Source organism: Oceanospirillum linum, assembly GCF_001995095.2.
GTDB classification, from domain to species: domain Bacteria; phylum Pseudomonadota; class Gammaproteobacteria; order Pseudomonadales; family Halomonadaceae; genus Oceanospirillum; species Oceanospirillum linum.
This window is the reverse complement of record NZ_MTSD02000002.1, coordinates 140,328-166,126: the sequence shown is the minus strand read 5'-3', so window position 1 is coordinate 166,126 and position 25,799 is coordinate 140,328. Positions and strand designations below refer to the sequence as shown.

The following is a 25,799-nucleotide window of genomic DNA, read 5'->3' as shown; positions in this document are numbered from 1 at the left end:
CCCTGCACTCTATGGTGTCGATTGTGATAGGCGGTCTATAAAGTCTTTATTCTGGTATAAAAAAATACCTCCCTCTGCAAGGTGCCTGCAGGTCAGGAGGTATTTTCTGGCTAAGGTAAGGTTTAGCCTACTGTAGCCTTTGAGCTTGTTTATAGCTGAATGGGCTCGAAATCGACCAGAGGATTGACATCAGCTTCATAATCTACACCGTCAACACCAAAGCCAAACAGCTTCAGGAATTCGTCTTTGTAAAGCTGATAGTCTGTCACTTCAAACAGATTTTCCGTGGTTACCTGAGGCCAAAGTTCACGACAAGCCTGTTGAACCTCTTCTTTCAGCTCCCAGTCATCCAGACGTAGGCGGTTGGTGTCGTCAGTTGCCGGTGCTGAGCTGCCTTCTTTGAACAGCTGGGTGCTGAACATGCGGTGAATCTGTTGCATGCAGCCTTCGTGCAGGCCTTGTTCACGCATAATGCGGAACACCATGGCGAGATAAAGAGGCATAACAGGGATTGCTGAAGAAGCCTGAGTTACAACAGATTTGAGAACAGCAACGTTCGCACTACCGCCTTTCTCACCCAGTTTGCTGTTCAGCTCTGTCGCAGCACGATCCAGATCTTCTTTTGCTTTGCCCAGAGCGCCGTGCCAGTAGATCGGCCAGGTAATATCTGTGCCGATGTAGGAGTAGGCGACGGTTTTACAGCCTTCAGCAAGAACACCTGCATCGTTCAGAGCGTTGATCCATAGCTCCCAGTCCTCTCCACCCATCACTGTTACGGTATCAGCAACTTCTTGCTCGGTTGCTGGGCCGATCTCTGTTTCGGTGATCATATCTTTGTTGGTGTCGATCGCCGTTGAGCGGTATGGCTGGCCAATTGGCTTCAGACTGGAGCGGATCACTTCACCGGTATCCGGCAGTTTACGAACCGGAGATGCCAGTGAGTAAACAACCATATCGATATCACCCAGATCTTCTTTGATCAGCTCGATAACTTTAGCTCGCGCTTCGTGGGAAAACGCATCACCATTAATACTTTTTGCGTACAGGCCTGCTTCGTGAGCGGCTTTATCGAAAGCAGCTGCGTTGTACCAGCCCGCTGTGCCGGGTTTCTTCTCAGTAGCCGGCTTTTCAAAGAAAACACCGATGGTGGATGCACCGGAGCCAAAAGCAGCTGCAATTCGGGAAGAAAGACCGTAACCACTTGAAGAACCGATCACCAGTACGCGCTTAGGTCCGTTTTTGATTGGGCCCTGTGCTTTAGTGAACTCGATCTGTTCACGCACATTAGCCTCACATCCTGTTGGGTGGGTTGTTGTACAAATAAAACCGCGAATTTTTGGCTTAATAATCATAATTCGTCTGCGTTGTTAATCTCTTCGGGTGGAGCAGGCGACGGCAAGTACACCGGGCCCAGTTGAGGCAATGATACCTTACTCTTATTCGAAGGTCTTGCGCTGCGGAGGTGAATTAACTGTTTGATTAGGCTGCTTTTGCAACGTTTCTTTTCTTTTGCAGGATTTGTGAACAGGAACGGCAGAAGTCCAGATAGCGTGCTTCAAGTGGCAGGTAATATTCGGAACGGGGAAGCCGTCTGAAGCAGCTGCCACAGGTGAAACCTGAAAAGTAGCCGCCATAATATGACTGTTGTTTCATCGCTTGCCTCCTGAGGGGATCTCTTAAAAGCTCTCCCGGCATATAGCGGCAGCGCGACTGCTGATAATTTGCCGGTGTGTTTAAAACGCATCTGAGCTTGATTTTCTTTGCACTATTTGGGGTGATCGTCATGCTTGCGACGCTGTGTCAGTATCACGTCGTTTTATGACTTTTCTGTGAAGAGTGTTTTACTTTTGGTCTATTTCATTTGATGTATAGGCGGGGCATGATGCTGAAGTTTTTTCAAACAGGTGTATGGACGTTATGCTATTTGGCTTTTTAATTTTGTTGTTGTGCCAGTTTTTTGGTGAACTGATCGTCCGCTATCTGGATTGGCCTTTCCCCGGACCTGTAGTGGGTATGGTGCTGCTGTTGGTGGGATTGATTATTAACGGTGGCGTCCCTTCCGGCGTGCGTCAGGCCAGTGAAGGTCTGCTGACTTATCTGGCATTGCTGTTTGTGCCGGCGGGTGTCGGCCTGATGGTTCACTATAATCTGATTGCCGCCGATGGGTTGGTGATTGCAACGGCGTTAGTACTGAGTACCGCCGTCACGTTGTTAGTGACCGGGGTTTTGTTAAACAAACTGGCAGCGAAGCATATCGATAAGGAGTCGGAGAGTGGAAAACAAAATGGATGATCTGAGTACATTATGGGTTTACCTCTCTGCCAGTCCCATTATGAGCATTATGGTAACGCTGGCCGCATTTTTGGTTGCCAGTCAGATTAATCGCTTAGCAGGCGGCAGCGCTTTTTTGCACCCTGTGATTGTTGCCATTGCGATTATTGTGGCCTTTCTCACACTGATTGATATGAACTATCAACAGTATTTTGAGGGGGCCCAGTTTATCCATTTCCTGCTTGGGCCTGCGACAGTTGCTCTGGCTGTGCCGCTTTATGATCATCTTGAGCGGGTAAAACAGATGTTCTGGCCACTGATGATTGCCTGTGTATCCGGCATTATGACCGCGGCACTCTCGACCATTGTGATTGTTGTCGGTATGGGAGGGAGCCGGGAGACTGTGCTGTCTTTGACACCGAAATCGGTGACGTCACCTATCGCGATGGGGATTGCTGAAAAGATTGGCGGCTATCCCTCTTTAACAGCCGGACTTGTGCTGGTAACTGGTGCTATCGGCTGCGTGATAGGTCCTTTGTTATTTAAAGCCCTGAAGATTAATGATCACAGTGTACAGGGCTTTACCATGGGGCTTGCAGCCCATGGTTTTGGCACGGCTCAAAGCTTTGCCGTCAGCTCTGTTGCCGGTGCTTTTGCCGGACTCGCCATGGGACTGACCGGCATGTTGAGTGCCTTTATCCTGCCTCTGGTGGTACGCTTTCTTGGGGTTTAAGTTCCTCAGCTGAAACACCGCCGTCTGTACGGCTCTCTGTATCGAGAGCCATCTCTTTTTCTCTCCTGTCCGGCATCTGGCTGAGGGCCAAGCCTGCGATGACCAAAAAGCTTGCAATGATCTGCCCCTGAGTAAAACGCTCATCCAGAATCAGAAACGCCATGATAACGGTAAATACGGGAATCAGGTTGGTATAAGCGCTGGCATGGGTTGCCTGTATCTGTTGAACTGACCAGTTATAGAGCCCGTATGCACCGAGAGTAATTAGAGCGCCCAGATAAAGAATAGAAAGGATACCTTCCTGATGAAACGCCAGTGGACCATCTGCTGATAATGCCAGGGGCAGAAAGAACACCGTGCCAAAAAATGACTGGAATGCGGTAATAAACCAGGCGTTATAGCGATCAGAGAGTTTCTTAAGGATGAGCGTATAGACCGCCGCACAGATCATCGCCATTAACTCCATCAGATTACCGAAGACAGGGCGTGGTGCACTGACGTCTGCCTGGCTGCTGGTACTTAAAAGAATTGCCCCTGCAATGGCGAGAGCAAATCCCAGCATCATCCAGCGATTAACGTTTTCCTTCAGCCAGAAAGCCGCTCCAATGGCCACAAGCATAGGCAGGAGAGCTGTAATCATACCCGCCTGAGATGCACTGGTATTTTCAAGGGCAAGGCTCTCAAAAATGAAATACAGACCGGGCTCTGCGAAAGCCAATGCCAGCAACCAAAGTTTGTCTTTATGGGGAATATGTTTAGGCTTCAGTAGCTTCCAGAAGGGCAAAAAGCAGACTGCGGCGACCAGCATACGGCCAAAGATTACCCACTCTGGTGGATACCACTGAAAGGCGTATTTAAGAGCAATAAAAGAGCTGGCCCAGAGTAGCATTGCTAACAGGAGGGCGAGGGTTGCCATATAGCGTGGAGCCATTATTTTTCTCGCTGCAAACAGAAAGTAAAGAAAGATAGGATAGGCGGTAAGGTTAGGCTTGGTTGATATTACTGTCCAGTGAGAAAATGATCAGCTGAATAGAATGGCCGGAAATTGAAATTCTGAACGTAAGAAGCCTCTGCAACTGCAGAGGCTTCCGATATTGTGCAGGTCTAAGCATCAAGTATTCATTTAGTCTTCAATTTTACCTGTTTCAAGACGCTTTTTATGAATTGCCTGCAGTTTATAGAGGTCCTGTTGCAGCTCAAAGAAGCCGTGCCAGTGAGCATAATCAGGTGCCCCCATCATAGCGCCATGACGTGCACGACGACCCTCGTGGTGCCACAGATGGTAGAAAGTGATCTGGAATTCGTCCGTCCATTGATTTTCTTTCAATAAACCCTTGGCCTTCAGCTCATCAAGCATCTTTTTAGCAGGGGCATAGTATTCCACATTGTAAAGCTTGACCGCTTTATCGCCCTGTTTAAAGAAGCCTTCAGTATGACGTGAGCTGTGACACGAGCTACAGACCTGCTCCATCTTTTTACGGCCTTCAACGCCGTTACCCAATAAAGGACTCAGCACATCATCAGAGTTACGAACCTTGGACTCTTTGGCCCATAGATTCCAGTACAGTCTTTCTGTGATGTTATGAGTGGTACTGAGCTCACCGATACCACTCATATGGCAGGTTGCGCAGGTTGGTGCACGATAGTCCCCTGGCTCCCATCCATCAGGTGGCGAGTCCCATTTCCAGTTGTTGCCATCAGCATTGAAGATATGGCCATGTTTGCTGTTATTGAAAACTTCAATATCCGGATGGTCAGGGCCAAGGTGGCATGAAGCACAGGCTGCGGGTTTACGGGCTTCGGCAATGGAGAATTTATGACGGGTATGACAGGCCGCACAGTTACCCGTGGCGCCATCAGGATAGATATTACCCATGCCGGCGTTTGGCCAGGTTGTTGGGTCAGGGTGGCCATCCTTATCCAGTTTGATTTCGGTTCCGTGGCATTGGATGCAGCCTGTTTCATTCGGCGCGTTACCCAGCTCTTTGTTACTCCGTCCCTCGTGAACCCTTACCAGTGCATGCAGGCTGTCTTTTGGGATGATCTGGTGGTGGGCGCGGAAGTGGCCGCTTTGATTAAACTGCTCCTGCTCTTTCGGGTGGCAGCGACCACAGGTAGCGGGGGAAACTAAAGGGGTAATGTAGACGTTTTTCAGTTCACCTTTATTGTGTAATTGGGCATCAGGTTGCCCCTCTCTGGCGGCGTGGCAATCATAACAGCCGACACTGACATGGCTATGACGGCTGTCTTTCCAGTCGGCAACAATACCGGGCTGTTTTTTTTGGTGACAACTGACGCAGCTTTTATCAATTTCGCTCAGGCCACGCTTAAAGCTGATGGTTTGCACCTGGCTCATATCGATACTTTTGTTTGACTCAGCCGCTATACCCCCATGACTGAATGTCAGCAGGCATAGCGCCAGCAGCAACAGTATTGGGCGATAGATCTCTCGTATGCTCATGGTAAACCTCATCATCCTTTGGGTCTGCTTATCGTAAGACGGTTATTAGTGGTGTTATTTATTATTTTTTTATGGCTGCTTCATATGGGCCAAAATGGGCTTTAAGCTTGTGTTCCAGGTTTTTATGACCGACAGAATGACAATCGATACAGCTTTTTTCGGTGGTGCCCAGAAAATAAGGTTTATGGGCAACAAACTGTTTATTCATGCGTTCAGAGCCGTTTTTTAGATTGTTGTGGCACTTCAGGCAGCCGGAGTCATAGACATATTCATTCGCTCGGTTCCGCTTGGTATACCAGTCCACATCATCAGCACCCAATACAAACTCTTTCCAGACATCCCATGCACCACTTTTGGCTTTTACATAAAGATAGGAGATGTAGTTGTCCTGAGGTAGGTGGCAATCGGAACAAAGTGCCTGAATACCTTTTGTGGATGCCCCGCCGTGAACGTCATCAAGAAAGGAGGCTTGCATAGGCTTCATACTGTGGCAGCTACCGCAGAAAGCCTGATCTGATGTTGCGTGCAGCGCGTAGTCGGTGCCTATCCAGCTGATAACTGAAAAAAGCCCCAAGGCTGAACCAATTAAAATGACAGTGAGCAATCCTTTTTTTATTCTTGATTTCCGTTGTATCAATTCTCTACTCCCTGTGTGGGTATTTATGACAAGGGTAGCCTAACTGCTTATTTATGCACACTATAAGTGTGGATTAATTCATGCTTTTTTTGTTAGTAAATAGTAACACCTAATATAGCGGCTGGTGTTTTGTACAGAAACAACAAACGCACATTTTTAATGTGAGCTTGTTGCTTCAGGAAAGGGTTTTATATAAGAAAGAGTTAACAATAGTAGGAGAGTGGTAATAAAATATATTAACGACTAAGTAGAGCGATGCCCTGTTTGTAGCCCAGTCCACCGTTACCATGGACCAGTGCATCCTGCTTGTTACTCTGAAGTGACTCGCAGACAGCAATCAGGCCATTCAGAGCAGGGTTGTTCCATGGTGCCCGCGCCAGATTCATACCCCCCGTGCAGGTTAGTGGTTTTTGGCTCAGCCATTGCATGAGTGTATCTTCAGATTGGATGGAACCTGCGATCATCAGCAGAGCCAGAGGTACAACCGGGTAGCAGGTATAGGCTTCCGTTAACGCTTCTGGTTTTTTTAGCAGTTCGGCTACATTCATGCCGGACTGAATTTCCGCATAATGTACTGCTTTTTCAAGAGCATGATAATGGGCCAGTTCACGGACATACTCCGGGCCATCATGTTCAGCAATACCGATACCAACCCCCTTAATAGCAACAGGTTCCATTTGAGGAGGCAAGCCTGAATCCTGATGGCTGACAACCAGTAGTCCTTCGAAGTCGACCACGGGATTGGCACAATCAACACCCCGAAATAATTCTGTCAGAGGCTGATACCAGGACTCGGCAGGAAGCTTTAGTTTCAGTTGCTCCCCTGTTTGCTTCAGGTTCTCAAAAATAGCATTTCTGAGCCGGATAAACGCTGCCTGCGTGAGCCCCTGTTGTTCGCAAAAGTGTCGGGCAAGTAAGGTGTAGGCTTCCGGCATTGAAAGCTCAGGATAGATCGACATTTTTTCATGGCGGTCTGCCTGGGAATAATCACTTTTAATAAAGTCTTTACCGTGAATAGCGACCAGGTCTGCATCCCCATCCTGAATCAGTCGGTTGGCAACAGACAAGGCTTCAATAGGGCCGCAGCCACTTCGGAAGTGATACCGCTCAACAGGACTATTCCAAGGTGTTTTGAGGCTATCAATGGTAAGCGTGATGCAGCGTTTGCCTAAAGACTCGGCATCCTGAATTAATCGGGTTACGGCTTGCAGATCCCCTTGCTGACTCAGTGAGCGGGCTGCTGCAATAATAATACTGTCGGCCATAGTGACTCCGTTTTTTTTGTTATAAATAGCTACTGGCAGACAGTCTATTCTGCTTTGCCTGAGAATACCTGTGCCGTGGCTTAGTATTGTGAGAAAAATTTAGACGCTGACTTCTTTGTCTGACTCCGATTGGCCGTTATCTGCCTGATAGTGTTCAGGCCAAAGGCGTTGCGTTACCGGGCTGTTCTGTGCCAAAGCGTGACAGGTATTTATGATGGCCGGTGGTTGATTTTTTTGCTGTTCCTGTTTTTTCAGCTCTTCATAGAGTGCCTGAAATGCGGTTGTGGCCATGGGGCCCAATAGCTCCGTGTGATGGGTACAGCCTCCGGCTTTACCCAATAGCGCCCTGACTTTTTTAGTCCAGCCGGGGCCGATATTCAGGCCTTTCAGTGCTTTATACGCTCCGGTTATATTGGGGCAGATTAAAAAAGGGGCGTGTTCCGTGCTGGCTTCAGCATTATGGATGGTGAGTTGAGTATCCAGGGTCAGGCGAAGCCACATCTCATGCAGGGGTTCTCCCGGAGGGATGCTGCCACCCCGGTCTTCGTTAGGGATCGGCAGCGTTTTGATATCTGTCATATGGCCTTCGATATCCCAGAGACCATCATCACGCTTAAAAGCATTACAGGTTACGGTTCGGGTATGGATCAGTTGGCGGCGAGCGGCGGTTGAAAGAGGCATGAAAAGTAACCTGATGAATGTGAAATTATTTTATATTATCCGGCTGCAATGCCTGCAGCCTGTCATGCGTAATTATAAGTTGCTTAAAACAAGAGGTTGTTTTAAAGATGAGCAGATCCTCCGGCCAGAATGACGATGTATTGAAGGCCATACTGGCTACAAAAGTGAGGCTGCCCCTCTTTAGATCCAGACTGGATAATAAGCCGGTCTAGCAGACAAGATTAACCATGTCGGCGGTTGAGATGAATTTCTCGCGTGGCTTTTTACCCTGGGCTGCTGACTGCTCTGCATTGTCGATCATTTTCCAGTCAGCATAACTCAGTACCTGAAGCTTATGATCCTTAATAAATTGATCCATCGCTTTTCGCCCTGGCTTGCCTGACGGAATACGCCCATCATTCAGGTCATTAAGAATGCGCTTGCTGATCTCAAGGGCGTCAGCACGATTTGTCGGAATAACACCTGTTGGGCCTCGTCGGCACCAGCCCGTGGCATAAACACCTTTTTCAACCAGGCCTGCCTCATGAATAAGGCGGCCGCTGCTGTCATCAAAAGGAACACCTGTGATCGGATCACTGCAATAACCGATGGCGCTGATCAAAGTGTTGACTGGAACAGACAGGTTTTTCTCCGACTCACCTGAGGACGTCTGTTTTAGATTGAGACAAGATACCCTGCCGTCTGCACCCTGAATGCTTAATGGGCTGAGATTAAACAGAAAGTGAATTCTGGTTTTTTCCGATAAGTCTGGTGTTACATTTTCGGTAAACTCCCTGAACAGGTCAAGATTCATCTGTTTGGCACGGGCCTCCCTTGGTTCCAGGTCAGCCGAAGGTGATTCAGGTAGGTCACAATTTTCGATCAGAGGGATTGCATTTGACAGGTCTTTAAGTTCAGCAAGCTCCGGTGGCGTGAACTTTGCCTGTTCAGGGGAACCCCTGCCAATTAGGTAGATATCCCGAATCTTACTTTGGTTTATGGCTTCCATTGCAGACTGGCAGATATCTGTACTTTCTTTCTCTTCCGGGGTTTTTGCTAAAAGCCTTGCGATATCAAGTGCTACATTTCCGTGGCCGATAATTGCAACAGATGGCCCTGATAGTTCCGGGGGGGGCTGGTGACTCTCTGGATGGCCGTTGTACCAGCCCACGAAATGGTTGGAGCCATAGACTCCTGTCAACGCTTCTCCGGCAATGTTCAGCGCTCTGTCCCTGGATGCGCCGGTCGCAAAAATAACCAGATCGTAGAACTGTTTAAGTGTTTCGTAGCTTATATCCTCACCAACGGTAAGGTTTGCCATAACGCGGATATTTTGCTTCTCCAGAGTGCGCTCAAACTGGCGGATGACATTTTTTGTACCCTGATGGTCAGGTGCAACACCGGCGCGAACAAGGCCGAATAGTGACGGAAGGCGTTCGATGATGTCGATTTGGCAGTCATCTATTTTGCGACTGAGCAGCTCAGCCATGAAGCAGCCTGCGGGTCCGCTACCAACAATAGCAATCTGTAATGACATAAAAATCCTTGGACTGAGAGTTCAGATACTCAGGCCACCAAAGCGTTTATAGAAAGCAGGGGAGGCATCAGGCAGCGGGCCTTCTGCGGTCTCCAGTATCTGGCTTAGGTGGTACTCGGTTTTTTCAGCAACCAAACGATAGAGATTGCGACAGAGAAGGCGAGCGGCGGTTCCCTCCCAATCGTTTGGCAGAAGCTCTTCCGGAAGTTGGGGGTCCCGCAGCAGAACCCGGCGGTACTCATGGATAAGCAGTGTGCGGATAAGGAAGCAGTCCTCGGGATCAAGCTTGTCCTCATTTTTTAACTCATTCCAGATCGGGCGGAATTTATTCAGAAACTGTCGGTAGCTTTCAGACAGCTCGTCAAGATTCCAGCAATCACGCACGAGCAGGCGAAGAGGACGGCCATTGATCACATCCTGCTTATGAGTCTGGAAAATAATGGCATCATCCAGAGCCCCCAGATCTTTAAGACTTGACTGCAGCTCGGACATATCCGCCATAGGGTGTGCCATAACGCCCGGTGCAATTGGGCCAAAACCAAGCCAGCCCAATTCCTCTTTGACATTTTTTCGTAAATCCTGATCAAGCTGACTGGTAATAACCAGACACCACTGGCCATCCCAGTCCGGTAAAACCGGCGCATAAACACGTTTGAAGGCTTTTTCGAAGCGGCGGCGACCTGATGCCGTCAGACTATAGTAGCTTCGGCGGCCAATCTGTTCAGCGGTAAGCCACTCCTCTTTGGCCAGGCGGAATACGGAGGTTCTGACCAGGCGCTGATTCAGCCCAAGAGGCTCAAGGCTGTTAATCAGACTGCCAAGCCAGACGGTGCCTCCCCTTGGCGCTATAGAGTCACCATAAACGGTAATGATCAGGGAGCCTGCGCGGATCGGGCGCTGTTGGCAGAACTCTTCGACAAGCTGACTGACTGCACGGTTTTTGGACATGATGTTCTGTTTTATATCGCTTTTAAGTTAAGAGGTGCCCAGATTGTACGGAGGCGAATGCAGCCAGGCAAGGCATGAGCCTTTATCTCTGATCGAACCCGTCAGGTTTATTGATTAACTGTAATGACTGTGGTGTTTCTCTTCAACCATAGCATCAAGCAGAGACATAACTTCATCACTGGCACTTTCAGCACGATTAACTGCGGCAACAATTTCATCGCGAATATCCGGATTACTCAGCCAGTTATTGGATGCGAGTTCGACCGCAAATCGGGCGCACTTATGAACCGCTTCATGGGGTTCCTGAAGCTTTTTGAAGCTGTTCAGGTGCCGGAACTGTTCGTAACCTATGCCCTCATCATACCATTTGCCGAGACGGCAGTTATGATGATCAACGCTAACCGCATTGATTGCTTCTGTATGCTCCTGAGTATCCTGGATTCCAAGATAGGTGCGCTGCTTGTAAACGATATGATCTACTTTTGCCAGAATGGTAAAGTTTTTATCACTGGCGTGGGCTAGGCGTTTGTTAGTATCTATGGCTGAAGTCGCCAGTCGGGTGAAGGTTTCATGAAAACCACCAATGTCCCGGTTCAGAGCTTCTGCTTCTCCACCCGCTTGCTCTGATGCGATACGCATCTGTTTAGAGCGCTCTGAGAACGTATCGATAATGCGGCTGATATTTTCTGCAGCGTCCTTCGAGCGACCTGCAAGGGTTCGCACTTCATCGGCAACAACAGCAAAGCCTCTGCCGTGTTCCCCTGCCCGGGCCGCTTCAATGGATGCGTTCAGTGCCAACAGATTGGTCTGTTCAGAGATATCGGAGATCAATGTCAGAGCTTCAACCACGCGGCTACCATCCTGGTCCAGCTGAATGACTAAATCCTGAATATTGCTCAGTACACCTGTGATATTTGAAAGCTGTTGAAGCATGGTCTCAATCACACGTTCAGAGGCTTCAACATCCTGGCGGTTTTCAGTGGAGGTGTTGAGTGCAGAGCGAATCTCCTCAATAACGGCTGACAGGTCGGTTTGGATCGTTGTCAGGTTGGGTACCAGGCATCCCACATTGACTTCATTAAGTTTTGACATCAGTTCATTACGGGAGCGTATTGTGCGCACCTGACGGATGGCGTCGAGGCCGGTATTTAACTGTTCAAGTGATCGGTATGGTGCACCGGAAACAGCTGTGCTGATAGCATACCTGTGCTCCTGACCTTCGGAGACATCCTGAAAAGCACTGTCCGCTTCAAGATAGAAGCTCTGCATCTGATCCAGAAGCTCATTCATCTCCCAGGCAACCTGTCCGACCTCACCAAGCCCGGAAATATCATTAACCCTATGGTGAAATTCGCCCATTTTGCTGCGTTTAATTGTGTGGTGTACCCTATGCAGAACTTTAAGTGCCCGATGCACAATACGGCGAATGTATACGATTACAGCGAATACGATCAGAGGATAAAGAAGAAACCATGGGCTGGCAGAGTAGAAATACTGACCGGCAGCCGTAACCAGGGTCGCCAGTCCAAGGTGAACTCCCTGAGCAATGTTGATCTGTGTATTGAGAAAAGGCCAGGCCGCGCTGTTGCTTGATGTTTGCCGGGCGTAGGTTGGCTGGTAACCTGGCCTTCCGGAAGGCTCCGTAGGAGCTTCTTTATAGTGTGCTTCAAGCAGGTAATCGCTGTAACTGTCATGGCCAGCATCCTTTAAAAGCTGTTCAAGGCAATCAAGCCCGCTATTAAAGTCTCTGCTTTCAGCTTCAAGAACCTTGGCATAAATAGGTTCAATAAGTCGTATCATGGATTCGGATGCGGGGTAGTGAACTGCGCAATAGCCAACTTTTTTCCCCTGAGCATCATAGTTCGGATACAGGGCGGAAAAACTCCAGTATTCTGTGCCGGTAGCGCTGGAATTTTTGACCAGAATAAAGGCTTCATCATTTTTTTCGAGACGCTTCCAGACACGATGCCACACGCAGCGCGGCATTGTATGATGGCGTACAAGGTTATGGTTGAAGCCAATAAGTTGCTTTTCATGGTATCCGGATACCCGCATAAATACCCGGTTTACATAGGTGATTTTCCCTTCCAGATTGGTGATGGATACCATGGTGTCACCGGTATCCGGTGTGTTAATCGGACCCGAATCAAACTCAGACATAACGCCTCCTGGCTAAACAAATACTGGCCTGATAAATAAGCCATTTGTACGTTCAGACAGATCATATCCTCTCGACCTTAAGGAAGGCAATTTATTAAGTTATGCTTATACAGATTATTTATAATTAATAGGATTATTGATTAGCAGATTCATTAATGACAGGCGTAAAAAAAGGAAGTCTTCACTTCCTTTTAATGAAGATGTGTGAAGTAGGTGCTCTACGCACTGACATCAACTTTATTGCCAAGATGAGGCTCTACAGATGCTGCAGGCTGAACAGTACCGATAGAACTCAGTAGTGTGTCCATGATGACCTTACCCTGATCTTTAGCCATGCCTGCAAGTGAAACCTGTGCACCTAAAAGAGCATCCTGCTGTGCTGCGTTACTTGCATAGGCTGCTGTACTGCTGCTTGAAATATCCATCTAAATAATCCCTCTGGATTCGTATGTATGTCTTTATAGTAGCGGCCGTTCAGGGAAAAACTGAAGCGATCTTCAGTTTTTGTTTGTAACTTTGCGTATAGGGTAAAGCACAGTGCCCTGAACTGGCCTGCCACACCTTAGCCCAGCTTAACGTAAAGTGTCAGACTACGAAACGACTGGACTCTTTTTTCAGGTCGGACGCCAGGCTTGATAGCTCTTTTACTTGCCGCTCACTTTCATCGGCATCCAGTGCCAGGTCATCTGCCACACTTCGAATGACATCCGTATTGCTGTGAATCTCTTCACTGAGCGCTGCTTGCTGCTCTGTTGCGCTGCTGATATGGGAAGCCACGTGACTGATCTCCTCAACGGCCTCAAGTATCCTGGTGAGCATCTCCTTGGCCAGGCCTGCGTCATCTACGCTTTTCTTAGCCAGAACGCTGCTATCCTGCATCAGCTGGGTGGCTTCTACAGCGGATTGTTGAACAGACTCCATAACCTGCTGGATTTCACTGGTTGAGCTGCTGGTTCTCTGGGACAGGTTGCGGACTTCATCGGCAACAACAGCAAACCCTCTGCCAGCTTCACCGGCACGGGCCGCTTCAATAGCCGCATTAAGGGCGAGAAGATTGGTTTGCTCGGCAATTTCTTCAATGGTATTCAGGATACCGGTGATACCTTGGGCGTGTTGGTTAAGCTTGGTGACAACATCGCCTGCGCTATCGAGTTTTGATGCCAGGTCGTCAACCGAATCCTGGCTTTTAAGCACCTGACGGATACCATCCTGACCCAGGGTGAGTGTTTGGCTGACCTGGGTGTTAGCGTTATGAACGTGTTGAATAATATCCTGTGTTGACTGAGCCAGCTGATTGATGGCCTCAGCGACAGCGCTGGTTTCTGTGCGTTGCTGGTAGATTTTCTGGCCATTCTGCCTGGTTTTTTCTGCAATAATATCGGATTGATTGGTAAGGTCGCAGGCTGTCTCTTCCAGTTTGCCCACTGTTATATGCAGGCTTTTAACAAAATGATTGAAATCATGAGCAAGCTTTCCTACTTCATCATGACTATGGCTACGAATGCGCTGTGTTAAGTCTCCTTCGCCTTTGGCAATATTGCCAAGGGCCTCGCCAACACGGTGGAGGTCTTTTAGCAGTATTTTCACCATGACGGCAACGGATAACATTACCAATAGAAAAATTGACAGACTGATGATGATTTGAATACTCAGCGTTTCAGTGAAGGGGCGCATTTCTGTGGCATGATCAACTTCAACACCCAATAGCCATGATGAGTCGGGAATACCTACAATCCGTACCAGCTTTTTACCGTCTTCAGTTTCCACTTCTGTCAGTGGCTGGTTACTGGTCGGGCTCTGATTGGTCTGTGCACTGAGGTTAGGGTAGAGGCGGGAAATAGGTTGCAGCTGAAGGGCCTGATTCTGATGTGCAATAATGAGTCCTTCAGTGTTTAGAAGGAACAACTGGCTGTTATCACCTGATTCGAATGATGTGATTTCTGCAAAGAGCTGTTTGAGCTGCAGATCAGCACCTATAACTCCGGTTATCTGTCCATTCTGAACGAGAGGGCGTGCGATTGTGAATGTCATCTCTTTGGTGGTTCTGTCTTCGTAGGGGCCTATCAGCACCATCTTTTTTTCTTGCATCGCTTGCTTATACCAAGGGCGAGTACGTGGGTCATAACCATTAACAAAGAAAGTACGACCATTGCTGCCTATGCGTGTGCCATCGGTCAGCCCTGCGAAAATTGCAATAAATTCACCGGACTCCTGGGTCAGATTCAGCTGACCAATAAAAGCATCCTGATCGGCAGGGCGCTCGGCAAGGGTGTTCAAAAGCTGGTACTTGGCTGTAAGCCAATGCTCGATACCTTTACCTACAGCATTAGAGACACCATCAACCCGCTGAGAAACATTGGACCGTGTCATATCTGATAACCGAAAAGCAGAGAATCCGGTCAGCGCCAGTGACGTGATAAAGACAGCCAGAGTAGCCATCACAATAATCTTCATCCGAAGAGAGAGCTCTTTCATTAGAGAGTCCTTTTTATAATTCTCCTGGAGATACGAAGCATCAGGGCAGGGTGCAGCACAAGAGTCTGTTCATCCTCGGACCTGGCAGGATATTTATCAATGATATTTTTATAGAGATTAATACTGTCGGTACAAACCAATGTATAGAGAATGACAAAGAAGGGAATAGATCCAGGGCAATAAGAAGGTAAAAAAATCCCCGGTTTTATCCGGGGATGGGGATTGTACAGTGGCAGAGAAGTTATCTCAGGTCAGTAACCCGTTTTGCTTTACCCTCTGAGCGGGTCAGTGTACCGGCAGGCGCTATATCAATTTTGGTGCTTATGCCTACAACCGACTTGATATGGTGTTGCAGCTCTTTAGTGATAATATCATGATCCGCATTAAGAGCTTCCGGGGTCAACTCAACCCTGACGTTAACGATGTCCAGGTTGCCCTGCTTAGCCACAACGATCTCATAGTGAGGAGCCAGCTCCGGAAGCTTCAGGATCTGCTCTTCAATCTGAGTCGGGAATACATTCACACCCCGAATAATCAGCATGTCATCTGAACGGCCGGTAATCTTGTCGATGCGACGCATCGGACGTGCTGTACCCGGTAATAGTCGGGTCAGATCGCGGGTACGGTAACGGATAACCGGTAGGGCTTCCTTGGTCAGTGAGGTAAAGACCAGTTCACCATATTCACCATCCGGCAGAACCTCGCCCGTATTCGGGTCGATAATTTCCGGATAGAAGTGATCTTCCCAGATGGTGGGGCCATCTTTAGTATCAACGCACTCCATCGCGACGCCAGGCCCCATTACCTCTGACAATCCATAAATATCAACGGCATCAATACCCAGGCGGTTCTCAATGTTGTTACGCATCTCGTCGGTCCAGGGTTCAGCACCAAAGATACCAATGCGCAGAGCCATCTCCTGAGGGTCTACCCCCTGGCGCTCCATCTCATCGATCAGGTTCAGCATGTAAGACGGGGTGACCATAATAATATCCGGATCGAAATCCCGCATCAGCTGCACCTGCTTTTCGGTCTGTCCGCCGGACATCGGAATAACAGCACAGCCCAGGCGCTCAGCACCATAGTGTGCACCCAGACCACCCGTGAACAGTCCGTAGCCATAGGAAACATGTACTTTATCTGTGCTGCGGCCACCTGCAGCCCGGATCGAGCGGGCAACGACATCAGACCATACATTGATATCGTGCTGGGTATAGCCGACAACCGTTGGCTGACCTGTTGTACCTGAGGACGCATGGACCCGAACCACTTCACTCATGGGAACAGCGAATGAGTTAAAAGGGTAGGCGTCACGCAGATATTGTTTGGTGGTAAAAGGGAAAAGTTTCAGATCGTCCAGGGTTTTCAGATCTGAAGGATGTACGCCTTTCTCATCACAGAGTTTGCGATATGCCAGAACGTTGTTATAAGCATGCTTGATGCTGAATTTCATTCGGCTGAGCTGAAGGGCACGGATCTCATCAATACTTGCAGTTTCAATTGGATCGAGGGCGTTAGGATCGACTTTAACGTTCATCATAATTATTGTCCTGTTAAAAACTCTTGTTGTTCTTGTTCTGCAGCTTGGTGTTACGCCTCTATGGGCATTTGTGTATGCAGAGTCGCCATGGAGACGACTCTGCAGGGTAGCTGAGACTCAGACACGCTCAATGATCAGCGCGATACCCTGGCCGACACCAATACACATGGTGCATAAGGCATAGCGGCCACCGGTACGGTGTAGCTGATACATGGCTGTGGTTACCAGGCGGGCACCGGAAGCACCCAGAGGGTGTCCCAGAGAAATAGCGCCACCGTTTGGATTGACGTGCTCGGCATCATCCGGCAGGCCCAGGTCACGCATTACCGCTAAGCCCTGGGAGGCAAAGGCTTCGTTCAGCTCAATCACGTCCATCTGGTCCAGGGTCAGACCCGCTTTTTCCAGCACCTTGCGGGATGCTGGCGCAGGGCCAAAACCCATAATGCGTGGTTCCAGGCCTGCAGTGGCCATGGCTACAACGCGGGCTTTAGGTGTCAGTCCGTGTTTTTCAGCAGCCTCTTTAGAGGCGATCAGCAAAGCACAGGCTCCATCGTTAACGCCGGAAGCGTTACCCGCAGTTACAGAGCCACCTTCGCGGAAAGGTGCTTTCAGCTTGTTCAGAGCCTCAAGGGTTGTTCCGGCACGGGGATGCTCATCCGTATCCACGACCAGAGGATCGCCTTTACGCTGTGGAATGGTTACCGGGCAGATCTCTTCTTTGAACAGGCCTTTTTCCATCGCTTCAGCAGTTTTTTGCTGGCTACGGAAAGCAAACAGGTCCTGATCTTCACGGGAGATATTGAACTCCTCTGCCACGTTCTCAGCGGTTTCCGGCATGGAGTCCACACCGTACTCAGCTTTCATCTGCTTGTTGATAAAGCGCCAGCCGATAGTGGTGTCATAGAGACCATTCGGATTTCGGCTGAAGGCGGACTCGGCTTTGCCCATAACAAAAGGAGCCCGGGACATGGATTCACAGCCGCCAGCAACCATCAGGTCGGTTTCGCCCGCTTTGATGGCACGGGCTGCCATGCCGATGGCATCCATACCTGAGCCACACAGACGGTTAATTGTGGTGCCGGGAACGCTGGTTGGCATGCCTGCCAGCAGAGAAGACATACGCGCAACGTTGCGGTTATCTTCCCCGGCCTGGTTGGCATTACCGTAAATCACATCTTCAACGACAGACCAGTCAACCTGAGGATTACGCTCCATCAGGGCTTTGATAGGGATTGCACCCAGGTCATCAGCGCGAACCGAGGACAGGCTACCGGCATAGCGGCCAAAAGGGGTGCGAATTGCATCGCAAATATAAGCGTCTTTCATGCTTAAGTTTCCTCTTATTGCTCTGATGTTGTACGTGTGTCGGAGTCTGTTTCAGTGGTAATAATCTCGCCTTTAATCTGGCGGGATTTTCCACGGAAATGAGCGATTGCCTGACCACTTGAATCGCTGATGGTGACATCATAGATACCACTGCGCCCGGTCAGGCTTACTTTTTTCGCTTCAGCAATCAGGGTGTCACCCAGTTTTCCCGGTGCCACAAACTCGATGTTGCAGCCTGCGGCGACAGTGACTTTGTTATAGCTGTTGCAGCTGTAGGCAAAAGCGGTATCTGCCAGAGTGAAAATCATACCTCCGTGGCAGATCGCATGGCCGTTAGACATATCTTTGCGCACCAGCATGCTGAGTCTGGCATAGCCTTCGCGGACTTCCAGAATGTTCATACCCAGAGCCTGAGCGGCCCAGTCGCTTTCGTACATAGTTTCAGCACAGAGACTGGCCAGTTCGTCCGGTGTCAGGTTTTCTAGTGTCATGTTCTCGTTAGCCATGGAATGTCTGTGCTCCAAATACTTTGCGACGTAGCAGTGGAGAAGGACGATAACGGTCTTCTCCATAGCTATTGACCAGGTGGGTCAGGACGGTGTGGATCTGTTCAAGGCCAACGCTGTCGGCCCAGGCCAGAGGGCCCTGTGGGTAGTTGACACCGCTTTGCATGGCGATATCGACATCTTTAGCGGAACAAACCTGCTGGTTGACGGCATCCGCCCCCTCATTGGCCAGCATGGCAACGGTACGCATCAGAACCATACCGGCAATATCATCGATCACAGAAACCTGCATACCGATTGCCTGGAACAGGCCTGCAGCCTGGTTCAGGCTTTCTTCTGAGGTCTGGTCTGCTTTAGTCAGCGCAATACGGGTGGCTTGGCTGTAGTCCAGTGCCAGATCGAACAGCACCAGTTGGCGGCGTTGTGCAACAGAAGCTCTTTCGGTCGCCATACGGCCGTCCGTCAGGGCGATAACCAGGTCTCCAATAGAGATACGGCCATTGTGATCGTGTTCCGTGGAGCGATGCACTTTGATGCCTGCCGCTTCAATACGTGCGATCAGGGGTTCAGCACACCCCATCTCACCTTCAACGGTGATACTGGTTGGTGCATTCTGTATTGCCCGTGTTTTAGCTTCAGGCTTTTCGGCATGGTCAGAGTAATCGTAGAAGCCACGACCGGTTTTTCGGCCATGGAATCCCGCTTCTACAAGGTCTTTCTGGATCAGAGATGGCAGGAAACGCTGATCGCCATAGTAGGCATCAAATACAGAGGAGGTTACGGCATAGTTTACGTCGTGGCCGATCAGGTCCATCAGCTCGAATGGCCCCATACGGAACTGACCTGCTTCGCGGGCGATGGCATCGATTGTCGCTTCGTCTGCGCCTCCCTCCTGAAGCACGCGCATGCCTTCAGCATAGAAAGGACGGGCAACACGGTTAACGATAAAGCCTGGTGTTGATTTGGCCATTACCGCATGTTTGCCCCAGGCAACGGACAGGTCGTAAACCTGCTGAGCCACAGACTCAGAGGTTGCCAGGCCCTTGATCACTTCCACCAGCTTCATAATGGGAGCCGGATTGAAGAAGTGCATACCCACCAGATTTTCCGGGCGCTTCAGTGCTGAGCCGATAGCGGTCACTGAAATTGAGGAGGTGTTGGTCGCCAGAATAGTATCGGCAGAGCATAGCGCTTCCAGTTCGGAGAAAACGGACTGTTTAACCGCCAGGTTTTCAATAATCGCTTCAACAACCAGTTTTGCCGGGGCCAGATCGCTCAGGTTTTCCGTGGCCTGAATGCGGTTTACCAGCGCATCTTTGTCGGCAGCGGTCATTTTGCCGCGGCTAACCAGCTTCTCAAGACCTTTGGCGGTACGATCAAGACCTGCCTGGGCAGCACCTTCCATTTTGTCATAAAGAAGAACCGTGTGACCGAACTTGGCAGCGACCTGAGCGATACCGGCTCCCATGGTACCGGCTCCGATCACGGCAACGATATCATTAGCGGTTATGGGGTTAAGAGTGTTTGCAGTCATAACAAGCCCTTACTGACCTTTGAATGATGGCTGACGTTTTGCCATAAAGGCTGCAACGCCTTCACGGTAATCATCGGTGCGGCCAGCGATGGTTTGCAGGTCGCGTTCAAGGTCCAGTTGCTGATCCAGTGTATTGATGGCTGATGCCTGAATGGCACGTTTGATCAGCGCCAGCCCTTTAGTTGGTTGGGTCGCCAGTTCTTTAGCCGTTGCGATAGCAGTGTCTTTAACTGTTTCATCCTCAACCGCTTTCCAGATCATACCCATCTTCTCTGCATCTTCTGCAGAAACGCGATCACCCAGCATCGAAAGAGCCATAGCGCGGGCCTGGCCAACGGAATGGGGCAGTGTCCAGGTGCCACCGGAATCCGGGATCAGGCCAATTTTGCAGAACGCCTGAATGAACTTGGCTGATTTAGCGGCAAAGACAATATCGCAAGCCAAAGCGATGTTGGCACCTGCACCAGCAGCTACGCCGTTAACTGCACAAATTACCGGCATTTCCAGCGCCCGGATGCTGCGGATCATCGGGTTGTAGTTTTTCTCAATGGACTCACCCAGGTTAGGAGCTTCTGTACCCGGTGCAACGTTACGGTCACTCAGATCCTGACCAGCACAGAAGCCACGGCCATTACCTGTGATAACCAGCGCACGAACGTCCGGGTTTTTCTTTACTTCTTTCAGTGCTGCGCGGACTTCTGCGTGCATCTCTGCATTAAAACTATTCAGGCTGTCCGGGCGATTAAACGTCAGAATGGCTGTGCCATCCTCCAGCACAAATTCGATGTTGTTATAGGTTGTGTTGAATGACATGACTCAGCGTCCTTTAAATTCAGGTTTACGTTTTTCCATGAAGGCAGCAATGCCTTCACGGCGATCCTCAGTGGCAGCCAGCATGGTGAACGACTTGCGCTCAATATTCAGGCCGGATTCAAGATCGGTTTCAAATGCTTTCAACAGGGCTTCTTTCGCGAGGCGAACGGCAATAGGTGGCTTTTTCGCGATGGTATTGGCTAATTGGTGAGCACGATCGATGGTTCTTTCAGGAATAACGACTTCAGCGACCAGGTTGGCTTGCAGCGCTGTTTGGGCATCGATCATCTCACCGCTCAGAACCATTTTCATGGCCAGAGGTTTGCCAACGGTACGGATAAGACGCTGAGTGCCGCCGGCACCGGGAATAATGCCCAGGTTAATTTCCGGCTGACCGAAGAGTGCGTTGTCTCCGGCGATAACGATGTCGCAGTGCATAACCAGCTCGCAACCGCCACCTAAGGCGTAGCCATTAACTGCGCCGATAAGGGGTTTGCTGAACTGGTAGATGCGTTTCCAGTGCTTTGGGCGAGGGTCGTTCATTACACCAACAGCATCCAGAGCCGCCATCTCTTTGATGTCTGCACCGGCGGCGAAGACCTTAGGGCCTCCGGTAATAACGGCGACGCGAATGGATTCATCCTGGTCGGCCAGATCAAGCACATCTGCCACTTCGCTGAGTAGCTGTGTATTCAGTGCATTGTAAGCCTCAGGTCGGTTAAGAGTGATCGTCAGAACACCCTCAAGAGATTGAGTGGTAATAGTCTGATATGTCATTCAGGCAGTATCCGGTTGCAGTGTTGCTTAGAAAAAGCTTGTTATTGGAATTCCGGCTGATTTCTTCTCTGCATCTGAAGTCTATACTTCACGCCCGGGCTCACAGCTCTTTGACTGTTGTGTATCAGGCGGAATATATCCGCAGACAGCATGGCACGGATGCCATTATTTGCCCGTTATTGCAGAGATAAACGGACAGAATTCTTTTTGTTCTGTACTAAAGACTACCGTAAAGACATAAAGGGATACAAGAGTTAAATTATATAGCAGGGTTTCGGTATCGCAAATTATGGTGTATCTTGAGGTTATTGTTTCATCAGAGTGAAACCTGTCTGTTTTGAGCGGTACTGCAGCAACTTAATGTAACTGCCATGGATAGTCAGTCTACAGGGCTGTTGCAGGCTTCAGATGCATTTTACTCTACCGTTAAAATTTGTGATCCTTTTTCCTGTGCTATGGTAAGAAAAAGCTACAGTGTATGCATAGGTATACCGTTAGCGAGTATCATAAATGATTAAAGCTGCAGGTGCGCTGGCACCACATACGTATTGCAGGGTTTATACAATAATAATGTGATACGAAATAACTTGGAGAGATCGATAAAATGAGTCAAGAACATTTTTTTCAGCGTCATCAGGACACATTGGGCCAGGCTCTGAATGCCATCAATACACGGAGCTACTGGGCCGCTTACCCGGAAAACCCAAGCCCACGTGCCTACGGTGAAACAGCCGCTGCTGATGGTGAGGCTGCTTTTAATGCTCATTTGGGTAAAGCATTTCAGCTGGAAATGCCAGGTATCACAGGTGAGATTGCCGGTGAGGTTTCTCCATACGGTATCGAAATGGGTGTGAGCTACCCAAAAGTTGATTTTGACCAATTAATCCCTGCGATGAAGCAGGAAGTAAAAGCCTGGCGTGATGCGGGTCCTGACGTTCGTGCCGGTATCTGTCTTGAAATTCTGGAGCGCCTGAACAAACGCAGTTTTGAGGTGGCTCATGCGGTGATGCATACCTCAGGCCAGGGCTTTATGATGGCGTTTCAGGCTGGTGGCCCCCACGCTCAGGATCGTGGTCTGGAAGCGGTTGCATACGGTTATCGTGCGATGAAAGAGGTGCCGGAGAATGCTACCTGGACCAAGCCCCAGGGCAAGCATGACCCGCTGGTAATGAACAAAAACTTCCACATTGTACCTCGCGGTGTTGCCGTTGTGGTTGGCTGTTCAACCTTCCCGACCTGGAACACTTATCCGGGACTGTTCGCCTCCCTGGTAACCGGTAATCCTGTTATCGTTAAACCACACCCTGCCTCTGTTCTGCCTGCGGCCATTTCAGTGCAGGTTGCTCAGGAAGTACTGAAAGAAGCTGGCTTTGCACCGCATATCGTGTCTATGGTTGCCGATACTCTGGATGCCCCGGTTACCAAAGAGCTGGCGACCCATAAAGATGTGAAAGTGATCGATTTCACCGGTTCCAGCTTCTTTGGTAACTGGTTGGAACGGAATGCGACGCAAGCTCAGGTTTTCACCGAGAAAGCGGGCGTTAACACTGTGATTATCGATAGCGTTCATGATATCAAAGCCGTTGCCCGCAATCTGGCCTTCACCCTGAGTCTCTACTCCGGCCAGATGTGTACCACCACCCAGGCGATCTATATTCCCCGTGATGGCATTAAAACAGCGGATGGTCAGATGAGCTTTGACGACGTTGCACAGGCCCTGTCTGTCGCGACGTCTAAATTCCTGGGTGATAATGATCGTGCTTGTATGGTACTGGGCGCTATTCAGGCTCCTGCAACGGTGGCACGCATTAAAGAGTGTGAGTCGCTGGGTGAAGTGGTTCTGGCCAGCGAGAAACGTGAGCATGCTCAGTTCCCGAATGCTGAAGTTCATACACCACTGATACTGAAAGTCGATGCTTCTGATATTGAAACCTATAGTGAAGAGCGTTTCGGCCCGGTCTCTTTCCTGATCGCCACCGACAGTACCGCCCACAGTATGGAACTGGCAAACCAGGTGATCTCTGAGAAAGGTGCGATTACTCTGGGTGTTTACTCCACCGATGAAGAGGTACTGGATCAGGCTGAAGAGCTGGCAATGGATGCTAAGGTTGCCCTGTCTGTAAATCTGGACGGTGGTGTATTCGTTAACCAATCGGCTGCTTATAGTGACTTTCATGCTACAGGTGGTAACCCGGCTGCCAATGCATCTTTAACGGATACCGCGTTTGTTGCCCGCCGTTTTGTTGTGGTACAGAGTCGTCGCCACGCATAAGTGATCTCACGGATAGCAGAACGCCCTCTTCTGAGGGCGTTTTTCTGTCTGGAGGTTATCTTTTATTGTTATTCTGATACTGCTTTTGTGCAAGCTGGCTTGCATCCGATCTGTCAGCCTGCTGTTTGTCCGCTAACAATAAAAGCCTCACATAAGAAGGGTAATAACCATGCAGAAGAAAAATTTTGAAGGTCAGGTATACAGTATTGACGGCATTGTGCCGGTTGTTGACCCCTCCGCTTTTGTTCACCCCACGGCTGTACTTATCGGTGATGTCATTACTGGCCCTAACTGTTATATCGGCCCCGGTGCCTGCCTGCGGGGAGATTTTGGCCGCTTGGTGATAAAAAAAGGCGCTAACGTCCAGGATACCTGTGTGATGCACGGTTTTCCCGGCACCGATACGATTATCGAAGAAGATGGTCATATAGGTCATGGTGCGGTATTGCACGGCTGCCATATTGGCAAAAATGCCCTGATAGGAATGAATGCTGTGATTATGGACAACGCCCGGATCGGGGAGTCTGCCATTGTTGCCGCCTGTGCATTTGTGAAAGCTGACTTTGAATGTCCGCCCCGGTCACTGATGGCGGGGACTCCGGCAAAAGTGATTCGTGAGTTGTCCGATAAAGAGATCGCCTGGAAAGGCAAAGGTACAGCGGAGTATCAGAATCTGACCCAGCGATGCCTGCAAACCATGGAGCGGGTAGCGCCACTGACGGCTCCGGAAGCGGATCGCAAGCGGGTTGATATTCCCGATGTCAAACCGCTTTACGAGGTTAAGCAGTCTGAAGGCTAAGCCATTTCAGCTATCGGACAGCCTAAATTGAGAGCGTTCGCGAAACCTGAGCGGGCGTTAAAAAAGATTGAGAAGCTAAGGAAGATCAAGTGTCCTATCAAAATATTCTTGTGGAAGCCCGTGGTGCGGTTGGTTGGATTCAGTTGAATCGGCCCCAGGCGATGAACGCACTGTCAATGGCACTGATTACTGAAGTGGGTCAGGCAATTGAAGCATTTCAGACTGATGATGAGATCGGAGCCATGGTGATTACCGGCAATGAAAAAGCTTTTGCTGCCGGTGCTGATATTAAAGATATGGAGGATCAGTCCTTTATTGACCTGTTCCTGAGTGACTTTCCATACAATCGTCGTGATGGTTGGGATAGCCTGAACACGGCCCGTAAGCCGATTATTGCTGCCGTATCCGGTTTTGCTTTGGGTGGTGGTTGTGAAATGGCGATGGCCTGCGATTTTATTCTGGCCTCTGACACGGCTAAATTTGGTCAGCCTGAAATCAATATTGGTACCATCCCGGGTGCCGGTGGCACCCAGCGCCTGACCCGGGCGGTCGGTAAGGCGAAGGCGATGGAGATGTGCCTGACGGGGCGTATGATGGATGCTGAAGAGGCTGAGCGGGCAGGGCTGGTCAGCCGCATTTTGCCGGTTTCAGAGCTGGAAGCAGAGGCGTTGAAAGTAGCCGGAAAAATTGCCCGCTTATCCCGCCCTGTTGTGTATATGGCGAAAGAAGCGGTTAATGTCGCTTTTGAAAGCACACTGCAGGAGGGGTTGCGTTTTGAACGTCGTGCTTTTGCTTCAACTTTTGCGACGGAAGATCAGAAAGAAGGCATGTCAGCCTTTGTCGAGAAACGTAAACCTGAATTTAAAAACCGATAAGTTTTTTTCTGTTTAATAACGGCCTCTGGCAGTCAGGACTGATACCCGTCCGCTAGAGGCTTATCGTCTATTACCTCATTTATCCCATGATCAAATTTATTCCTGTCTGATTGCGCCTGAGCAATCTATCTTTAACAAAAGCCTTTGGTTTTTTCTTTTTACTTTATGATGCATCTCATAAAGGCGCATTGTACTCATAAAGTTGGCTTG

At 49.6% G+C, this 25,799-nt stretch carries 23 protein-coding genes and 2 pseudogenes; 5 read left to right on the top strand and 20 right to left on the bottom strand.

Annotated features, from left to right (window positions below; all coding sequences use genetic code 11):
* Positions 1-149 precede the first annotated feature (149 nt).
* Together fabV and BTA35_RS17730 are read right to left on the bottom strand one after the other, a co-directional pair.
* Complete coding sequence (gene fabV, locus BTA35_RS05855) at positions 150-1,352, bottom strand: enoyl-ACP reductase FabV (RefSeq protein WP_078318895.1); 1,203 nt, start codon at positions 1,350-1,352, stop codon at positions 150-152.
* Positions 1,353-1,479: 127 nt separating this feature from the next.
* The gene (locus tag BTA35_RS17730) at positions 1,480-1,785 is read right to left on the bottom strand and encodes a hypothetical protein (protein ID WP_139363628.1); all 306 of its coding nucleotides are present in this window, start codon (positions 1,783-1,785) and stop codon (positions 1,480-1,482) included.
* Between the two features lie 132 nt (positions 1,786-1,917).
* Here BTA35_RS17730 and BTA35_RS05850 point away from each other — a divergent pair, with 132 nt between their 5' ends.
* A complete protein-coding gene (locus tag BTA35_RS05850; RefSeq protein ID WP_078318894.1) occupies positions 1,918-2,292 on the top strand; it encodes a CidA/LrgA family protein in 375 nt (124 codons plus the stop codon).
* Positions 2,273-3,004 (top strand): LrgB family protein, encoded by a 732-nt coding sequence (locus BTA35_RS05845; RefSeq protein WP_338013001.1) that lies wholly within the window; start codon positions 2,273-2,275, stop codon positions 3,002-3,004. The genes BTA35_RS05850 and BTA35_RS05845 overlap by 20 nt, the downstream gene beginning before the upstream one ends.
* Here the strand turns inward: BTA35_RS05845 and BTA35_RS05840 are convergent.
* From BTA35_RS05840 to paaF, 18 genes and pseudogenes are all read right to left on the bottom strand, one after another.
* Positions 2,967-3,935, bottom strand: coding sequence for a DMT family transporter (locus BTA35_RS05840; protein WP_078318892.1), 969 nt, complete (start codon positions 3,933-3,935; stop codon positions 2,967-2,969). The genes BTA35_RS05845 and BTA35_RS05840 overlap by 38 nt on opposite strands.
* A 192-nt stretch (positions 3,936-4,127) precedes the next feature.
* Positions 4,128-5,465, bottom strand: a complete 1,338-nt coding sequence (locus BTA35_RS05835) for a multiheme c-type cytochrome (RefSeq protein WP_078318891.1) — start codon at positions 5,463-5,465, stop codon at positions 4,128-4,130.
* Between the two features lie 61 nt (positions 5,466-5,526).
* Entirely contained in the window at positions 5,527-6,069 is a 543-nt protein-coding gene (locus tag BTA35_RS05830; RefSeq protein WP_103989688.1) for a cytochrome c3 family protein, read from the bottom strand.
* A 269-nt stretch (positions 6,070-6,338) separates the two neighbouring features.
* Entirely contained in the window at positions 6,339-7,367 is a 1,029-nt protein-coding gene (locus tag BTA35_RS05825) for a hypothetical protein (RefSeq protein WP_078318890.1), read from the bottom strand.
* A 99-nt stretch (positions 7,368-7,466) separates the two neighbouring features.
* Complete coding sequence (locus tag BTA35_RS05820; protein WP_078318889.1) at positions 7,467-8,048, bottom strand: DUF2889 domain-containing protein; 582 nt, start codon at positions 8,046-8,048, stop codon at positions 7,467-7,469.
* A gap of 208 nt (positions 8,049-8,256) precedes the next feature.
* Positions 8,257-9,564: an FAD-dependent oxidoreductase gene (locus BTA35_RS05815; RefSeq protein WP_078318888.1), complete on the bottom strand. Its 1,308-nt coding sequence runs from the start codon at positions 9,562-9,564 to the stop codon at positions 8,257-8,259.
* A 21-nt stretch (positions 9,565-9,585) separates the two neighbouring features.
* Positions 9,586-10,512, bottom strand: coding sequence for a phenylacetic acid degradation operon negative regulatory protein PaaX (paaX, locus tag BTA35_RS05810; protein WP_078318887.1), 927 nt, complete (start codon positions 10,510-10,512; stop codon positions 9,586-9,588).
* A gap of 114 nt (positions 10,513-10,626) precedes the next feature.
* Complete coding sequence (locus BTA35_RS18910) at positions 10,627-10,983, bottom strand: CZB domain-containing protein (RefSeq protein WP_439098064.1); 357 nt, start codon at positions 10,981-10,983, stop codon at positions 10,627-10,629.
* Between the two features lie 138 nt (positions 10,984-11,121).
* Positions 11,122-11,445 (bottom strand): annotated as a pseudogene (locus BTA35_RS18905) (methyl-accepting chemotaxis protein); the annotation flags it as partial.
* A gap of 900 nt (positions 11,446-12,345) precedes the next feature.
* Positions 12,346-12,621: pseudogene (locus BTA35_RS18900) on the bottom strand (PAS domain S-box protein); the annotation flags it as partial.
* A gap of 269 nt (positions 12,622-12,890) precedes the next feature.
* Entirely contained in the window at positions 12,891-13,097 is a 207-nt protein-coding gene (locus tag BTA35_RS05800; protein ID WP_078318885.1) for a putative motility protein, read from the bottom strand.
* 160 nt (positions 13,098-13,257) lie between these two features.
* Positions 13,258-15,147, bottom strand: coding sequence for a methyl-accepting chemotaxis protein (locus tag BTA35_RS05795; protein ID WP_078318884.1), 1,890 nt, complete (start codon positions 15,145-15,147; stop codon positions 13,258-13,260).
* A gap of 241 nt (positions 15,148-15,388) precedes the next feature.
* A complete protein-coding gene (paaK, locus tag BTA35_RS05790; RefSeq protein WP_430522261.1) occupies positions 15,389-16,687 on the bottom strand; it encodes a phenylacetate--CoA ligase PaaK in 1,299 nt (432 codons plus the stop codon).
* A 117-nt stretch (positions 16,688-16,804) separates the two neighbouring features.
* Positions 16,805-18,013, bottom strand: coding sequence for a 3-oxoadipyl-CoA thiolase (pcaF, locus tag BTA35_RS05785; protein ID WP_078318883.1), 1,209 nt, complete (start codon positions 18,011-18,013; stop codon positions 16,805-16,807).
* A gap of 14 nt (positions 18,014-18,027) precedes the next feature.
* On the bottom strand, positions 18,028-18,519 hold the full coding sequence (paaI, locus tag BTA35_RS05780; RefSeq protein ID WP_238377507.1) for a hydroxyphenylacetyl-CoA thioesterase PaaI: 492 nt from the start codon (positions 18,517-18,519) through the stop codon (positions 18,028-18,030).
* Positions 18,512-20,053, bottom strand: a complete 1,542-nt coding sequence (paaH, locus tag BTA35_RS05775; RefSeq protein WP_078318882.1) for a 3-hydroxyacyl-CoA dehydrogenase PaaH — start codon at positions 20,051-20,053, stop codon at positions 18,512-18,514. The genes paaI and paaH overlap by 8 nt, the downstream gene beginning before the upstream one ends.
* Positions 20,054-20,062: 9 nt before the next feature.
* Positions 20,063-20,866: a 2-(1,2-epoxy-1,2-dihydrophenyl)acetyl-CoA isomerase PaaG gene (gene paaG / locus BTA35_RS05770; protein WP_078318881.1), complete on the bottom strand. Its 804-nt coding sequence runs from the start codon at positions 20,864-20,866 to the stop codon at positions 20,063-20,065.
* Positions 20,867-20,869: 3 nt separating this feature from the next.
* The gene (gene paaF, locus BTA35_RS05765) at positions 20,870-21,643 is read right to left on the bottom strand and encodes a 2,3-dehydroadipyl-CoA hydratase PaaF (RefSeq protein WP_078318880.1); all 774 of its coding nucleotides are present in this window, start codon (positions 21,641-21,643) and stop codon (positions 20,870-20,872) included.
* A gap of 604 nt (positions 21,644-22,247) precedes the next feature.
* On the opposite strand from paaF, the gene paaN reads away from it, so the two are divergent.
* The 3 genes from paaN to BTA35_RS05745 all read left to right on the top strand — a co-directional run bounded on the left by paaN (position 22,248) and on the right by BTA35_RS05745 (position 25,589).
* Complete coding sequence (gene paaN, locus BTA35_RS05755) at positions 22,248-23,915, top strand: phenylacetic acid degradation protein PaaN (RefSeq protein ID WP_078318878.1); 1,668 nt, start codon at positions 22,248-22,250, stop codon at positions 23,913-23,915.
* 169 nt (positions 23,916-24,084) lie between these two features.
* Positions 24,085-24,714 (top strand): phenylacetic acid degradation protein PaaY, encoded by a 630-nt coding sequence (gene paaY / locus BTA35_RS05750; protein ID WP_078318877.1) that lies wholly within the window; start codon positions 24,085-24,087, stop codon positions 24,712-24,714.
* A gap of 89 nt (positions 24,715-24,803) precedes the next feature.
* On the top strand, positions 24,804-25,589 hold the full coding sequence (locus BTA35_RS05745) for an enoyl-CoA hydratase (protein ID WP_078318876.1): 786 nt from the start codon (positions 24,804-24,806) through the stop codon (positions 25,587-25,589).
* The last annotated feature ends 210 nt before the right edge of the window (positions 25,590-25,799 follow it).